General features: G+C 64.7%; 11 protein-coding genes. 6 read left to right on the forward strand and 5 right to left on the reverse strand.

Annotated features, from left to right (window positions below; translation table 11 throughout):
* Positions 1-8 precede the first annotated feature (8 nt).
* Positions 9-1,145, reverse strand: a complete 1,137-nt coding sequence (gene glf, locus ACI3KT_RS16600; RefSeq protein ID WP_404905613.1) for a UDP-galactopyranose mutase — start codon at positions 1,143-1,145, stop codon at positions 9-11.
* A gap of 233 nt (positions 1,146-1,378) precedes the next feature.
* Between glf and ACI3KT_RS16605 the strand changes: the two genes are divergently transcribed.
* From ACI3KT_RS16605 to ACI3KT_RS16620, 4 genes are all read left to right on the forward strand, one after another.
* Positions 1,379-4,129 carry a hypothetical protein gene (locus ACI3KT_RS16605; protein WP_404905614.1) on the forward strand — a complete coding sequence of 917 codons (2,751 nt, stop codon included), beginning with the start codon at positions 1,379-1,381 and terminating at the stop codon, positions 4,127-4,129.
* 62 nt (positions 4,130-4,191) lie between these two features.
* Positions 4,192-4,929: a glycosyltransferase family 2 protein gene (locus ACI3KT_RS16610; RefSeq protein WP_404905615.1), complete on the forward strand. Its 738-nt coding sequence runs from the start codon at positions 4,192-4,194 to the stop codon at positions 4,927-4,929.
* Positions 4,926-5,324 carry a DUF2304 domain-containing protein gene (locus ACI3KT_RS16615; protein WP_404905616.1) on the forward strand — a complete coding sequence of 133 codons (399 nt, stop codon included), beginning with the start codon at positions 4,926-4,928 and terminating at the stop codon, positions 5,322-5,324. Before ACI3KT_RS16610 ends, ACI3KT_RS16615 begins: the two co-directional genes overlap by 4 nt.
* Complete coding sequence (locus ACI3KT_RS16620) at positions 5,321-6,565, forward strand: hypothetical protein (RefSeq protein WP_404905617.1); 1,245 nt, start codon at positions 5,321-5,323, stop codon at positions 6,563-6,565. The genes ACI3KT_RS16615 and ACI3KT_RS16620 overlap by 4 nt, the downstream gene beginning before the upstream one ends.
* Here ACI3KT_RS16620 and ACI3KT_RS16625 read toward each other — a convergent pair.
* The 4 genes from ACI3KT_RS16625 to ACI3KT_RS16640 are packed head-to-tail and all read right to left on the reverse strand — an operon-like array spanning position 6,555 to position 11,935.
* Positions 6,555-7,655 carry a glycosyltransferase family 4 protein gene (locus tag ACI3KT_RS16625; RefSeq protein WP_404905618.1) on the reverse strand — a complete coding sequence of 367 codons (1,101 nt, stop codon included), beginning with the start codon at positions 7,653-7,655 and terminating at the stop codon, positions 6,555-6,557. The two genes, ACI3KT_RS16620 and ACI3KT_RS16625, sit on opposite strands and share 11 nt — an antisense overlap.
* Positions 7,656-7,707: 52 nt before the next feature.
* A complete protein-coding gene (locus ACI3KT_RS16630; RefSeq protein WP_404905619.1) occupies positions 7,708-9,858 on the reverse strand; it encodes an acyltransferase family protein in 2,151 nt (716 codons plus the stop codon).
* Complete coding sequence (locus ACI3KT_RS16635) at positions 9,855-10,991, reverse strand: NAD-dependent epimerase/dehydratase family protein (protein ID WP_404905620.1); 1,137 nt, start codon at positions 10,989-10,991, stop codon at positions 9,855-9,857. Before ACI3KT_RS16635 ends, ACI3KT_RS16630 begins: the two co-directional genes overlap by 4 nt.
* Before the next feature lie 53 nt (positions 10,992-11,044).
* Positions 11,045-11,935, reverse strand: coding sequence for a glycosyltransferase family 2 protein (locus ACI3KT_RS16640; RefSeq protein ID WP_404905621.1), 891 nt, complete (start codon positions 11,933-11,935; stop codon positions 11,045-11,047).
* Positions 11,936-12,223: 288 nt separating this feature from the next.
* Between ACI3KT_RS16640 and ACI3KT_RS16645 the strand changes: the two genes are divergently transcribed.
* Both ACI3KT_RS16645 and ACI3KT_RS16650 read left to right on the forward strand, forming a co-directional pair.
* On the forward strand, positions 12,224-13,237 hold the full coding sequence (locus tag ACI3KT_RS16645) for a glycosyltransferase (RefSeq protein WP_404905622.1): 1,014 nt from the start codon (positions 12,224-12,226) through the stop codon (positions 13,235-13,237).
* Positions 13,238-13,298: 61 nt separating this feature from the next.
* A complete protein-coding gene (locus ACI3KT_RS16650) occupies positions 13,299-14,828 on the forward strand; it encodes a DUF2142 domain-containing protein (RefSeq protein WP_404905623.1) in 1,530 nt (509 codons plus the stop codon).
* Positions 14,829-14,912: the final 84 nt, after the last annotated feature.

Below are 14,912 nucleotides of genomic sequence, written 5' to 3' on the forward strand. Positions count from 1 at the left end.
TGTCGAGTCTACGAGAGGGTGTTGTTCCACATCGACAGCGCCGAGCCGATGGCCATGTGCATGTCGAGGTACTGGTAGGTACCCAGGCGCCCGCCGAAGTAGACGCTCTGTTCGCCCTTCGCCAGTTCACGGTATGCCAGCAGCCCGTCGCGATCGGTGGAGGTGTTCACCGGGTAGTACGGCTCGTCGTCGCGGTTCGCGAAACGCGAGAACTCACGCATGATGACGGTCTTGTCGGACTCGTAGACGTCCTTGCGCTCCGGGTGGAAGTGCTTGAACTCGTGGATACGGGTGTACGGCACGTCCATGTCGGGGTAGTTCATGACGCTGGTTCCCTGGAAATCGCCGATGTCGAGGACCTCCTGCTCGAAGTCGAGCGTGCGCCAGCTGAGGGCGCCCTCGGCGTAGTCGAAGTAGCGATCGACCGGACCGGTGTAGACGACGGGCAGCTGCCCGACGGTGGCCTTCTTGTTGAGCGGCTGCGACTCGTCGAAGTAGTCGACGTTCAGCTTCACCTCGATGTTGGGGTGATCGGCCATGCGCTCGAGCCACGCAGTGTAGCCGTCGGTCGGCAGACCTTCCCAGGTGTCGTTGAAGTAGCGGTTGTCGTACGTGTAGCGCACGGGGAGCCTGCTGATGATGTCGCCGGAGAGCTTCTGCGGGTCTGTCTGCCACTGCTTCGCCGTGTAGTCGCGGAAGAAAGCCTCGAACAACGGGCGTCCGATGAGGGCTATGCCCTTCTCCTCGAAGTTCGCCGCTGTCTTGACATCGAACTCCCCTGCCTGCTCGCGCAGCAGGGCACGGGCCTGGTCCGGTGTGTACGCCGCCTGGAAGAACTGGTTGATCGTGCCGAGGTTCACCGGCATCGGAAAGACCGTGCCCCTGTGGGTCGTGTACACGCGGTGCACATAGTTCGTGAAGCTGGTGAATCTGTTGGCGTACTCCCAGACCGTCGGGTTCGACGTGTGGAAGAGGTGGGCCCCGTAGCGGTGCACTTCGATGCCGGTCTCCGGCTCCGCCTCGCTGTAGGCGTTGCCGCCGATGTGATGACGCCGGTCGATGACCGTGACCATGCGGCCGGCTTCAGCGGCGCGCTCTGCGATGGTGAGGCCGAAGAAGCCCGAGCCTACGACGAGGAGATCCATTGAACACTGCTTTCCATCGATGAGGCCCAGGAGTGCGTCCCCAGGACACAGCAGACAACTCTAGCGGCGGCAATCTTGCGATCGCCTGTCAGCCACGCAGCCGCAAACCCCGCTGAGTTCCGAAGCGGTGAACGACCTGCTCATCGGGGTCCGCGAAGCGCGCGAATGCGCGAACGACTTGCGTCCCACCTTTCACACTGGCATCATCTGTGTATTTCCGTCACAATGAGCGAGTGAGCAGCTCACTTTCTTCCCGCGCACGCGGACTGATCTCGAGCGCCGCGGCCGTTCTCGTCGCCGCGTCGTTCCTCGTCGCGACCCCGGCGAATGCCGACGTGGGAGTGGGCGGTATCGCTCACGCGGCAGCTTCCGCCCCTTCGGCAGACGGCGCATCCACCGGTATCGTCGCCTCCGCGGATCTCTCCACGTTCACACCAGGCAACCTCATCTCCGACTCCGTCTTCTTCAACGCAGGCGCACTCTCCGGGTCGCAGATCGATTCGTTCTTCCGAAGCAAGGTCCGAACCTGCCAAACAGGTTACGTGTGCTTGAAGGACTATCGGCAGAACACCCCGAACCGTCCGGCCGATGCATACTGCAACGGGTACTCGGGTGCGGCGAACGAGTCTGCTGCGACGATCATCGCGCGAGTGGCGGCATCGTGTCGCATCAACCCCCAGGTGCTCATAGTGATGCTCGAGAAGGAGCAGAGCCTGGTGACTCATACCTGGCCGAGCACTTGGCGCTTCGACAAGGCACTCGGACAGGGCTGCCCCGACACTGCTCCCTGCGACCCCGCCTATGCCGGATTCTTCTACCAGATCTACGGAGCTGCCCGTCAGATGCAGATCTACGCGGAGGGGCGTTGGTTCACGTACTACGCCCCCGGGAAGACCTGGAACATCCTGTACCACCCGAACCGTGCGTGCGGCTCGGCACCTGTGTACGTTCAGAACACCGCGACCGCGGCTCTCTATTACTACACGCCCTATCAGCCGAACGGCGCCGCTCTCAGCGCGGGCTACGGCACCGGTGACGGATGCTCCAGTTACGGCAACCGGAACTTCTTCCAGCTCTTCAGCGACTGGTTCGGCGACCCGCGCAAGGATCCGAACGCGGTCTCCGGAGTGATCGCAGACGTGTGGAACGCGAATGGTGGCGCGTCCGGATGGATCGGCGCCGCGACCTCCAGCATGCGCAACTGGACGACCGACCCCGGAGTGTCGCAGCAGTTCTCGAACGCCGACATCTTCGCTAAGGCCGGACAGCCGGGATACACCGTCGCCGGCGCCGTCCGTTCCGAGTACCGGCTCGTGGGTGAAGTGGCTAGCGGACTGCGCTGGCCGGACAGCGTCCAGTATGCGGAGTCAGGGGGCGCGTACCAGTCGTTCGAAAACGGACGGATCTATCAACGACCCGACGGCCGCGCTTTCGCGATCGGCAATCCTATGTACGCCAACTACGTCACTGTCAGAGGGACGGGGGGAATTCTCGGCTGGCCGACTGGACGCGCCTACCCCGTGACAGGCGGCTCGACGCAGAAATTCGATCAGGGTGCGATGTACCAGATCGGATCGGGGAACAACGTCGTGACTCTCACGAAGGCCTGGGAGGAGAAGTATCTCTCGCTCGGCGGCCCCTCGGGACGCTTGGGCTTCCCGAAGAGCAATCTCGAGACACTGGCGTCGGGCACTGTGCGGATGCTGTTCTCCCAGGGCGCGCTGTACCTGGCCGGATCGACGTGGCGGGTGGTCGCCGATCCGCTTTACGCTCCGTTCGAGGCGCAAGGGCTTGACGGCGGCCCGCTCGGCATGCCGACAGGCGACGCACAGCCATTGGGAGCGGGCACATCCCAGCCCTTCGTCGGAGGGACCATCATCTCCTCCGCCAGCGGCGCATTCGCGGTGACGAGTTTCTTCTCGACCTGGAGTCAGCTCGGCGGGCACACGGCCGTCGGCTTCCCCCAAGGCCCGACGATCACCCAGGCCGCCGCCTCCTCGCAGGCCTTCACGACCATGACCCTGACCTCCGGTGCGGGTGGTCAGCAGACCGTCCGCGGTGTGATCAAGCGGCACTACGACTCCCTCGGCGGTGCCAAGAGTTCTCTCGGCACCGCCATCGCCGCCGAGAAACCCCTCGCAAACGGCGCCGGCGCTGTTCAAGACTTCGACAGTGGTCGGATAGTCTGCACCGCGAACGCGCTGGTCGCACTCCCCTCATCCGTCGTGAAGGTCTGGGACCAGCTCGGCGGGCCGACCGGCCGACTCGGCCTCCCGCTCGGCGGGCCCGCAATGATCAACGGCATCACTCAGCAGCGCTTCGTCGGCGGATACGTGCTTACCTCGCGCAGCGGCGCGTCCTTCGCCGTATACGGCGCGATCCTGCAGCAGTTCGTCAGCTCGGGAGGCGCCGCAGTCCTGGGTGCCCCGATCGAGCCGGAGAAGCCCGGGACAGACAGCGTCGTGCAGCGGTTCGAGAACGGAGTGGTGTACGTTCCTTTCGCCGGCGTCTCCTCCGCCGTCCTCGGTCCCACGCTCACGGAGTTCGAACGCGTCGGCGGAAGCGGCACGATGGGCTTCGCCACGGGTCCGCTCGCCCCGGTGGGGACCGGTCAGGTGCAGTACTTCCAGTACGGCTCGATCGGAACAAGTTCGGCAGGGACATTCGCGGTCCGGGGGGCGATGCGGATCGTGTTCGCCAGCGCCGGCGCGTACCTAGGCCCGCTAGGCTTCCCGGTCGCGGCCGAAACGCCGGTCGGCTCGGGAGTTGTGCAGAGATTCGAGAGAGGCTCGGCATACGTCACCCCCACGGCTCTGACCGTCACCCGAGGTGTTCTTCACCGCGAGTACATCAACCGTGGCGGGCCTACCGGACCGCTTGGGTGGCCCGTGTCGAATGAGGTCAGCGCCGACGGCGGAGCTCGACAGCAATTCCAGAACGGCACGATCTACCTTTCAGCGGACGGCTCTGTCGTCGTCCGCTGAGCCCAGTCGGCCGTGGGCGGAAGACGGGGCACACGAACGACTGCGGATAGACTGGGCTCACTATGACGCACGCCCATGACACCGTGCTGGTGATCGTGCCAGCCTGGAACGAGTCTCAGAACGTGGGCAATACTGTCCGCGAGATCCTGGCCGCCGACGCCGACTATCACGTCGCCGTCATCGACGACGGATCGATCGACGACACCGGCGACGTCGCGCAGGCGGCAGGTGCCACGGTGTTGCGTCTGCCGTTCAACCTTGGCGTCGGCGGTGCGATGCGCACCGGATTCACCTACGCCCAACGCAAGGGATATCGACGAGCTATCCAGGTCGACGCTGACGGTCAGCACAATCCGGTGGACATCGAGCGCGTGCTCGCGGGGCTCGACGATGCGGACATCTCGATCGGTGCCCGATTCAGCGATGTCGGCGACTACAAGGTCCGCGGTCCGCGAAGGTGGGCGATGATCGTACTCGCCGGCATCGTCTCGCACGTTGCCAAGACTCGTCTCACCGACGTGACCAGCGGATTCCGCGCTGCAAACGAGAAGGCGATCGCCCAGTACGTCAGGTATTACCCGGCTGAATACCTTGGCGATACCCTCGACTCCCTGGTCGTGGCATGCCATGCCGGGCTGACGGTGACTCAGGTGCCCGTCGCGATGCGCCCTCGAATGCACGGCGTCCCCAGCCAAGGGGCGCTGGGATCCACCATCTACCTCGCCCGCTCGGTCCTCGCCCTCGGGCTCGCGCTCTTGCGGCGTCCGCGGCGGCCACGCAGCACGGAGGAAACAGCATGACCATCGCCATCACGGGGATCGTCCTCGCCGTCGTGATGCTCGTCGTCGTCTTCACCATGCTGCTGACGCGCCGCCTGCGAGAGAAGTACGCGACGCTCTGGATCGTCATCGCACTGGCCATGCTCGCGCTGGGGATCTTCCCCCAACTGCTGCTCGGTCTCACTGCCCTGCTCGGGATAGTGCTACCGGCAAACCTTCTGTTCGCCATGGCGATCCTCCTGCTCCTCGGTGTCTCGCTGCACCTTTCGTGGGAGCAGTCGCAGGCCGAGGATGAGATCAGGCGAGCCGCCGAAGAACTCGCCATCCTGCGCGCGGATCACGACGCTCTGCTCCGCCGTGTCTCGGCGATCGAGGCCCGTCCGGTCGAGCACCGTCCGGACGACCAGACCGCATGACCGACATTCGCTCGGACGCGGCGCCGAGCGGCCTCCGCCACATCCTTCTGGCGACGATCATCGCCGGCGGCATCGGCTACGCGATCCAGCTCGTCGTTCCCGTGCTCGCCCCCCAGGAGTACTTGACCTTCGCGACCATGTGGTCCGCGACGTACCTCATCGTCACCTGTCTCTCCGGCATCCAACAGGAGATCACCCGGGCGGCGCGCTACGACGACAAAGGCTCCGGCTTTCGGCCGTGGGCATGGTTCACACTGGCGGCCGCTCTCTCTGCAGCTGCGGCGGTAGTGGTCGTCTTCGCCGTGATCGGTGCTCAGCTGTTTCCCGACGACACCGCGCTCATCGTCGCCGCGATCGCCCTCGCCGCGATCGGATACGCCCTGGTCGCCGCGATCAGCGGAGCGATATACGGCCTGAAGGACTGGTCCGCCGTCGCGGGCATGACCATCGCGGATTCGGCCATACGCGGGGTCACGATCGGGCTCGCACTCATCGCCGGCGCTGGTGCGGTGACGCTCGCCTGGGCCACAGCGGTTCCCTTCCTCCTCGCAGCAGCGGCCATCTGGTTGTGGGTGGGACGACGGGTCCGGGCCAACTTGACGCTCGACGTCGGCTTGGCCGCGCTCATGCGCAATGCCGGGGCGACTGTGCTCGCATCCCTGTCGACCGGCGCTCTCATCAGTGGCCTTCCTCTGCTGCTGAAGACCTTCGCTGCTGATGCGGGTGCCGACATGCTGGCCTCCTTGGTCCTCGTCATCACTCTCACGCGCGCACCGTTGGTGGTTCCTCTGGTCGCGCTGCAGGGCTACCTGATCGTGAGTTTCCGCGATCGACGCGACACCGTCAACAGTGCCATCCTGAGATGGGTCGGCGTCGTCCTCGCCGCTGTCCTCGCACTGGCGGCGCTCGCAGCCCTCGCCGGGCCACCGCTGATGGCCTGGCTCTATGCGTCATTCGTGCAGCTCACGCCCATCGACTTCGCACTCATCGTCGTCGGTGCGGGATTCACCGGAGTTCTGTGCATCACCGGCCCCGCAGTCTTGGTCGCCGGTCGTCATGCCTGGTACACGGCTGGATGGACGACAAGCGCAATCATCACCGTGGTCGTGCTCATGCTTCCGTTCGACCCGCACTCGCGTATCCTCGTCGCGCTGCTGGCCGGCCCAGTCCTCGGGGTGCTCGTGCACCTCGTCGCAATGAGGCGGCAGCACCCTCAAGTCGGCGCGGCACTCAGCGAGTAGCGCCGAGCGCCTCGTCGAACGCACGCCGCGTCTCGGTTGCCGTGCGCGCCCAGGTGAATTCCGCCGCACGCAAGAGACCGGCGGTTGTCATCTCCTCGCGGACGTCAGCATCCGATGTGACCTCGAGCAGCAGGTCGGCGAGTGCACGATCATCCGACGGATCGAAATAGCGTGCGGCGGATCCTCCGACATACCGGTGCACCTCGATGTCGCTCAACAGCGCAGGCACGCCTGCCCCCATCGACTCGAGCGTGGGGAGCGAGAACCCCTCGGCAAAGGACGGAATCGCCAACGCTGACGCGATCGAGTACAGTCGCGCCACCTCGGAGTCATCGACCCAGCCTCGCAGATCGACCCATTGCTCGACCCCCAGCGATGAGACGAGCGGCGCGAGCGGATCGTCTCCCCTCCCCCCGGTGATCACGATGCGCGGTCGCTGTTCTGCCTGCAGCAGGGCGACCGCCCTGATCAGAGCGGCCCAGTTCTTGTGCGGTCGACGATTGCCCATCGCCAGAATCATCGGCCCCTCCGAACCCGCGAGGGAACGATCGACGCCGGCGGGAGCCGCGCCCGCAAGCGGGATCACGTCGATCTGGTCCACGTCGACGGAGAGATACTTCGCGATTTCGCGTTGGGACGTGGGACTGATGGTGATGATGCGCCGGGCGTTCGACGCGGCCTGCTTCTCCATCCACTTGACCGGAGCCGTGTAGAGCGGCGTGCTCATGAGTTCCGGATGGCTCCAGTAGAGCATGTCGTGCATGGTGACGACCGTCGGAATCGCGGTCTTGCGGGGTCCCAGTGTCGCCGGTGAGTGAATGAGGTCCGCCTCGATGCGGTGAGCCGCCCTGGCGACCTGGGTGAGCTCGCCCCATGCCCAGATGAAGCGATTCTCACCGCTGATCCCCGACTCGACGATGCGCCCGGGGAACCAGCTGAGATCCAGTGCGGCACCCTCACGGGACACGTAGCCCACGTACTCCCAGTCCCCTTCCAACGCACCGAGGGCGCGGTAGAGACTCCGGGTGTAGGTCTCCATACCGCCTTTGGTGCCGGTATAGGACAGCAGGTCGACGAGTACTCGGGGCATTGCGTCGTTTCTCCTCAGGGATCGTCGGCCGTCTGGCCGCTGGCGGGGGCGCTCAGCCGCGGGAACGCGCCTCGAGCGCGACCCCGTCGATGAGAGCGGGTCCGAGGTACGGCATCAGCGATCGAGCGAAGGTCTCGGAGACGTGATTGTCATCGGCGTAGACCACTACATCACCGACGACGCCGTAGCATCGCTCCGCATCGCAGCTCGAAGGCTGCGGACTCACAACCGAAATCCGATCGCCCAGGTCGGCGATCGCTTGATCGAACGGCCCGGGAGGATATGCCGATTCGACAGGCATGCTGCAGTCCACATCGGGTCGTTTGGTCGATGCGACGCACGTTGGAATGTCGACTCCGCCGGTAGCCGCGAAGTCGCGCATCAGGACGACGCGCTTCCCCGAGTCGGCCACGGCGCCGAGCGTCCTCTCGATCGACCCTGACGTGAGTTGTGCCGCGCCCGGCGCTTCCGGCTGAGCATAAGCGGACTCGAATGAGGTGAACACGACCATGTCGATATCGTCCCGGGTCGTGAGCTCATCGAGAACCCGCTGTGACCAGTCGGCGCAAGCCTGCTCGGTCTCCGGGGTCTGCGCCCGCAGGCCGATGGACGATTGGCTCAGACCAGGGCACCCGAACCGGGTGAAGGTCTCCAACCGCCAACCCTTGTCGGCGAGGTAGTCGCCGAAGGGGTTCGTGAGTGCGGCCGCATGCGAGTCGCCCACGATCGCGACCGTGCCCGCCTCCCCGCCCGCGTCACCGAAGTCGCACGAGAGCCACTCCTGGTCGAACCACGTGAGACACCAGCCGGGGTCGAGATCCTTCTCGGCGTGCACGGGATTCGCACCGGGTGTCAGGGCGAAGGGAGTCTCGCATTCGCTGGTGCCGAGAGTGGCGTTCGCTCCGGTGCAGCCCGTCTCGTCGACGATCTGCTCCAGTTGCTGTTGAGCGACAGCCTCGGCTTGGGCAGCTCTCGCCTGCACGACGGTCGTCGAGGCGGCGATCAGCACAGCAGCGCCGACCACCGCGACCAGGAACGCGGGCCAGACTGCGACGGTGCGACGACCACGGCGACGGACAGGGTCCTCGATCAGGATCTTCGTCAGCCATGCAAGGACGAACGCCGCTACGAGCAGCCCAATGCCCTCAACGATCGAATGGCGGCGGCTGGCCACGATCGAGAATCCGATGATGAGCGGCCAATGCCAGAGGTAGAGCGAGTAGGAGATGTCTCCGATGAACTGTACGGGACGCCAACCGACGGTGCCGGTGAACCACCCCGCGCGCGGCGCACCGCCCAGCATGACGAGCACCGTGCCGAGGACCGGTATGCCTGCCCACCCGCTGGGGAACGGCGTCGACGAACTCATCAGCAGCCCGGATGCGCCGATCAGGATGAATCCGACGATCTGAGGAACGGCCGCCGCGGCGACGAGCGGGTGCGCCCGGAGCGACTGCACCGCCGCGGGGAAGCGTGTCACGACGACCGCCAGCAACCCGCCGGCGGCGAACTCCCAAGCTCGCGTGAAGGTGTCGAAGTAGGCGCGGGCAGGGATGAAATGCGTCGTGAGGATCGAGTAAGCGAACGAGGAGATCGCAAGGATCAGGATGACGGCCAACAGCCAGTTGGCCCGCCGGTCACGGTCGATCTCGCGGCGCCTGCCAGTCAGAACGAATCCGGCGCATGCGACGATCGCGGTCAGTAGAAGAGGCCACAGCACATAGAACTGCTCCTCGACAGACAAAGACCAGTAGTGCTGAACGATCGTGGGCACGTTGTCTCTGGCGAGGTAGTCGACCGAGTCGAAAGCTAGTACCCAGTTGACGACGTATGCCGACGCGGCACCGATCTGCTTGAGCGCGTTCGACGCGGTCGTCAGCGGCGTTGACATCACCGTGAACACCCAGCAGACGGCGAGTACGACGAGGGATGCCGGCAGTAGTCGCCAGATCCGGTTAGCCCAGAAACGCAGCAGCCTCACTCGGCCGCTCTCCAGCAGGGAGCCCAGCAGATGCAGCGTGATCAGAAAGCCGGAGATCACGAAGAAGACGTCGACTCCGACGAATCCACCCGGCAGTCGTCCTGGCCACAGATGGTAAACGACGACGAGCAAGACGGCGGCCGCACGCAGCGCCTGCACTTCGGGCAGGAAGGCGCGAGAGTGCGTCTTCGCCGTTCGCGACGCCTGAGCGACCACCGTCACTTCAGGAGCTTCCGATCTGCCATCTCCTGGAGGGACTTCTCGTACATGTCGCCCTCGATCGGCTCGGTGAGGACCCACTCGGCGAAGTTCCGCACACCGTCTGAGAATGTGACGGCCGGGGTGAAGCCCAGGATGTCGCGAAGCTTGGTCGTGTCGGCGATGTTGTGACGGATGTCACCCAGGCGGTACTGGCCCGAGATGGTGACGGGCACTTCGACGCCGTATGCCTTCTGCAGTGCATCGACGACTTCGAGCACGGTCGTCGCGACGCCGGAGCCCACGTTGAACACTTCCCCGGCAGCCGCGGGCACGACCGACGCCAGGAACGTCGCCTCCACGATGTCATCGATGTACACGAAGTCACGACTCTCAAGCCCGTCTTCGAAGATGTTGATGCCCTTGCCCTGGCGGATGAGGGTCGAGAATATCGACAGGATCCCGGTGTATGGGTTCTTCAGCGACTGGCCGGGACCGTACACGTTCTGGTAGCGCAATGAGACGGGTTCGACGCCGATCGTCGGTCCGACCGTCATGACCAGCGATTCCTGCATCTGCTTAGTGATCCCATAGACGGAGGATGGGTGGAGCTTCGCGTTCTCGTCAGTGGGGATCAGCCGCAGCTCCTGGCCATCGACGTCGAGAACCCTGAAATCGCCTCTGGCCATGGCCTCGTCCGCACGATGCGGCGGATAGACGATCTGGCCTTCCCGAGTCTCGTAGGCTCCTTCTCCGTAGATGGACCGGGAAGATGCGACGACGATCCGCTTGACGGAGTGCGTCTCGTTCGTCAGAACATCGAGGAGTTTGGCTGTTCCGCCGACGTTCGCCTCGACGTAGCGGTCGATCTCGTACATCGATTGCCCGGTTCCCGTCTCGGCGGCGAGATGCACGACGACAGTGGCGTTCGTGAGGGCTTTGCGGAGGTCGGCCGAACTGGTCACAGTTCCGTGAATGACTTCGGCGATTCCGTCCAACGACTTGAGCAGAGGCGATGTCTCGACGGGATCCTCGCCGTGAACCTGCGGGATGAGCGCGTCCAGCACCGTCACAGTGTGCCCGGCGCCGACGAGACGTCTGGCAAGTCGGGTTCCGATGAAGCCAGCGCCGCCGGTGATGAGAACGTGTTCAGTCATGGAAGAGGAAGTCTCCAGTCATACGGTGCGAGATACACTCCGCGCTTCCGCGTTCAGGGGGCGAAGATATGGGCCAGCGTCGATTGTATCCCGGGTCGCGCACCGTGCCTGATGACCGCAGGCAATTCCACGAGCCCGTGCAGCCGAGACAGCAACCGAACCCTCGCCGTGACCGCGGTGCGCCGCCAGCCACGTCCTTGAGCGATCTTGACGGCTTCTTGAAAGTACGTGCGTTCGTCGCGGAAGCGACGCCCGTCGAAGATCGTCTTCTGCGATGCGCTTCCCGCATGCCGCCGATAGGAGAAGGCGACCTGCGGGTTGTACGCGAGCGATCCGCCGTTGAAGGCGATGTCCATCAGCAGCGCAAGATCCTGGATGATCGGAAGCCCGTCTCGGAAGTCGATCCGGCGCATCGTCTCGGTGCGAAAGGTGAGGGACGGCCAGTAGAGCCAATCGCCGCGGATCAGGCTCGTCGCCATCGCCTCCCCCTTGAGCACCGCGATGCCCGTGCCTCCGTGCGGCGCGAGCAGCCGCTGCTTCACCTGATCGACCAGCGGATTGACAGAGTTGCCCTCTCCGTCGATCACCTCGACTCCGGGCTGGATGACGTCCGCGTCCGGGACTGCGGCGATCGTGCGCTCGATGAGTTCCAGATAGTTCGGATGCATCAGATCATCGCATCCGAGGATCGTGACGTATTCGCCGCGCGCTCGACGAACAGATTCGCGATAGTTCTCCGTGATGCCGAGGTTGACGTCGTTGCGCACGTAGATGATGCGGGGGTCGTCGAGCTTCTCGAAGAACTTCGCGACAGACTCGTCCGGATAGCAGTCGTCCAGGATCGTCATCGACCACTCCGTACGTGTTTGCGCACGCACGGACTCGACCGTCTTGTACAGCAGTTCGGGTTCGCCCCAGAACGGTACAAAGATCTCGGGGATCATCGATTCACTCCGTCTGCGGGCCGCCGTCCATCTGGCGTTCCCGTCTAAGTCTCGGCTCACATCTTCCCCGATACTACGGGAGGACGGTCTGATGGACGTTCAGGCGGGCTTCCGGCACCGTCCGGTGATCATGCGGCCGGGCGGGAACGGGCGTTCGAGACCGTGACGTGCCGCGAGTCGGGTGACACGGCCCGCAGCCCAAGAGGTCCGTGTCAAGCCCAGCCCGGCCCTGCACGGTTGCGACCCCGACGGACGGACCTGGCCATGCCACAGGTAGAATCTGCTGTGATGTCCATCGATCCACCCGCGTTCGAGCGCACCGTCTCCGTCATCGTCCCGGTCTACAACGCCGTCGATCATCTCGGCGCCTGCATCGCGTCGATACTGTCGCAGACGCACCAGCGCCTCGACGTAATCCTCGTCGACGATGGCTCGACGGATGGTTCTGGCGATCTGTGCGATGAACTCGCCGCCGCCGACTCGCGCGTCCGCGTCATCCACCAGATCAACGGCGGCATCGGAGCAGCTCAGAACGCTGGGCTGGACGCGTCTCGAGGCGAGTACATCACGTTCTGCGACAACGACGATCTGATGAGCCCGCATCTCATCGAGCGGCTGCTGAGCATACTCATACAGACAGATGCAGACATGAGTTGTTGCCGATGGTGGAACGTCGGTGCGAGCGCGGCGACGGCCGCACTCGCACAGCACGCCGATGATCCGCCGGGCATCGCGATCACGATCGATGATGCTGCCCGAAGCTACCAGAGTGTTTTCAGCGCCGCGCTTCGCCGCCTGAGGAAACAGGAGCTCCGGTACTTCAGCGAGGCGAACTGGGGAAAGCTCTACCGTGCGGCTCTGTTCGACGGCATCCGCTTCCCTCCCGGTCGATTCGCACAGGATGTCGCAGTCGCGATGGATCTCTACCTGAACATGCGGAGAGTGTCCTCCTGCAGCGACAGGCTGTATTACTGGGTCCAGCGCGGCGACAGCGTCTCGCACTCTTTGCGCTCCGCGTCGTATTACCACGATATCGTTCGCGCGCATGCACGATCCTTCGAGGCAGCACTCGCCCACCGCATCCTCCCGGCGCGAGCGTACTACGGTTTGACCGCGCTCCGGTTCGAAAAACGCAGCGTGCGCTCTTCTGCCGACGCCGCTCTGTACAGATCCGATCGCGCACTGGTGCGATCGCTGGCGGCACGTCTCGGCCCGATGCAACGAGTCCGATGCATCGCAGCATGCATGATCCGGCAGGCTGAGGTCGTCGTCTACAACCGCACGGTACATCGCAGGCGCTGAGTGCGCTGACGGACGACGGCCTGTGGCGTCTGCTCGGGATCGGCCGAATAGACTATGGCTCGTGGCATTCACGACCGACTCAGACACCATACGCGCCGACGGCGAAGGAGCCGTCGAACCTGATGATCGGCGGCTGATCCTAAGGGTCATCGTGTGCGCGTTGCTGGGGTTCGCGGCCCTGCTCGGCTGGAGCTATGCATCCCCTGTCGGCGCGAGCCCGGATGACAACTTCCACATGACCAGCATCTGGTGCGCGCCCGGCGACCGTCCCGGTCTGTGTGAGAGCGCCGAGGAGCCGGGCTCGAAAGCGGTCCCCGCGGCGGTCGCCAACTCTTCGGTCTGCTACGCGTTCGTGGCTGAGCACAGCGGTCGTTGCGACACTCCGCTGACCGGCATGGTCACGACCAATCACGGCAACTTCACTGGCGTGTACCCTCCTATCTACTACGGCACCATGAGCATGTTCGCGTCCGAGGACGTGCAGACTTCCGTTCTCCTCATGCGGGCGTTCAATGCGCTGCTGGCCGTCACGCTGGTCAGCTCTATCTACCTCCTCGTCGACCGGAGGCTTCGCGCTCCGATGCTCTGGGGCCTCCTGCTCACCGCGATCCCAGCAGGTGTCTTCCTCGTCGCCAGCGTGAATCCGAGCGGATGGGCGATCATGTCCGCCGGCACATTGTGGGTCGCGCTGGTCGGGTACTTCCGCGCCCCGAACGCAACCCGACGCATCGCGCTCGGTGGACTCGCACTGATCGCGGCTCTCATGGGTGCCGGCTCACGTGGAGACTCGGCGGTCTACGTGGCGTTCGGCGCAGTTCTGGCGGCGATCATCTCCTTCGAGCGCAGCCGTCGTTTCCTGCTCTGCTTGATCCTCCCGGTGGTCGCCGCAGTTATCGCAGCGGCGTTCTACCTCGGCTCGAATCAGGTGGGGGCGGCGCTGGAGGGCGAGATGACCGGCGCGGCGCCGGAGAAAGTCGATGTCGTGAGCGGCCTGATCCGCACACTTCTGAACATTCCTCTGCTCTGGGTCGGCAACTTCGGCACACAGCCGCTGGGCTGGGGTGATACCACGATGCCCACTGTCGTCTGGTTCACGACGCTGGTGCTGTACGCTGCGGTCGCGTTCTGGACCTTGTCGCGGCCGCGGGGCGCTCGCATGAACATCGCCATCCTGCTCGCGGGCATCGCCCTCGTGATGGTTCCCAGCTGGGTCATCGTGCAGAACGCGGTCGATGTCGGCGTGCTGGTGCAGCCGCGGTATGTCCTGCCGTTGCAGGTCATCCTCATAGGACTGCTCCTGTTCGGAGCGGGTGATCCGCGCACTCATCTGTCACCTCTGCAGCGATGGATCATCGTGCTCGGTCTCACCGGTGCGAACTGCATCGCCCTGTACACGAACATGCGTCGGTACCTCACGGGCACCGACTACCACGGGTTCAATCTCAACAACGGCATCGAATGGTGGTGGCAGAGCATGCCAGTTCCGCCCGGTGCGTTCTGGCTCCTCAGCTCGGCGGCATTCGCCGCGCTCCTGCTCCTCACCGCCGGTGTCTTCACCCGCCGGAGCAGTGCGACCGCGATCAATCGCTGATCAGGGGCCCGGAGGCGCTCGCGAATCGCTCGTCCTCCCCGTCTCTCCGGCCGCCGGCCGGAGACAAGGGGCTCCCTGGTCTCG

This window comes from Microbacterium sp. ZW T6_19 (assembly GCF_044987465.1).
Lineage (GTDB): Bacteria > Actinomycetota > Actinomycetes > Actinomycetales > Microbacteriaceae > Microbacterium > Microbacterium natoriense_A.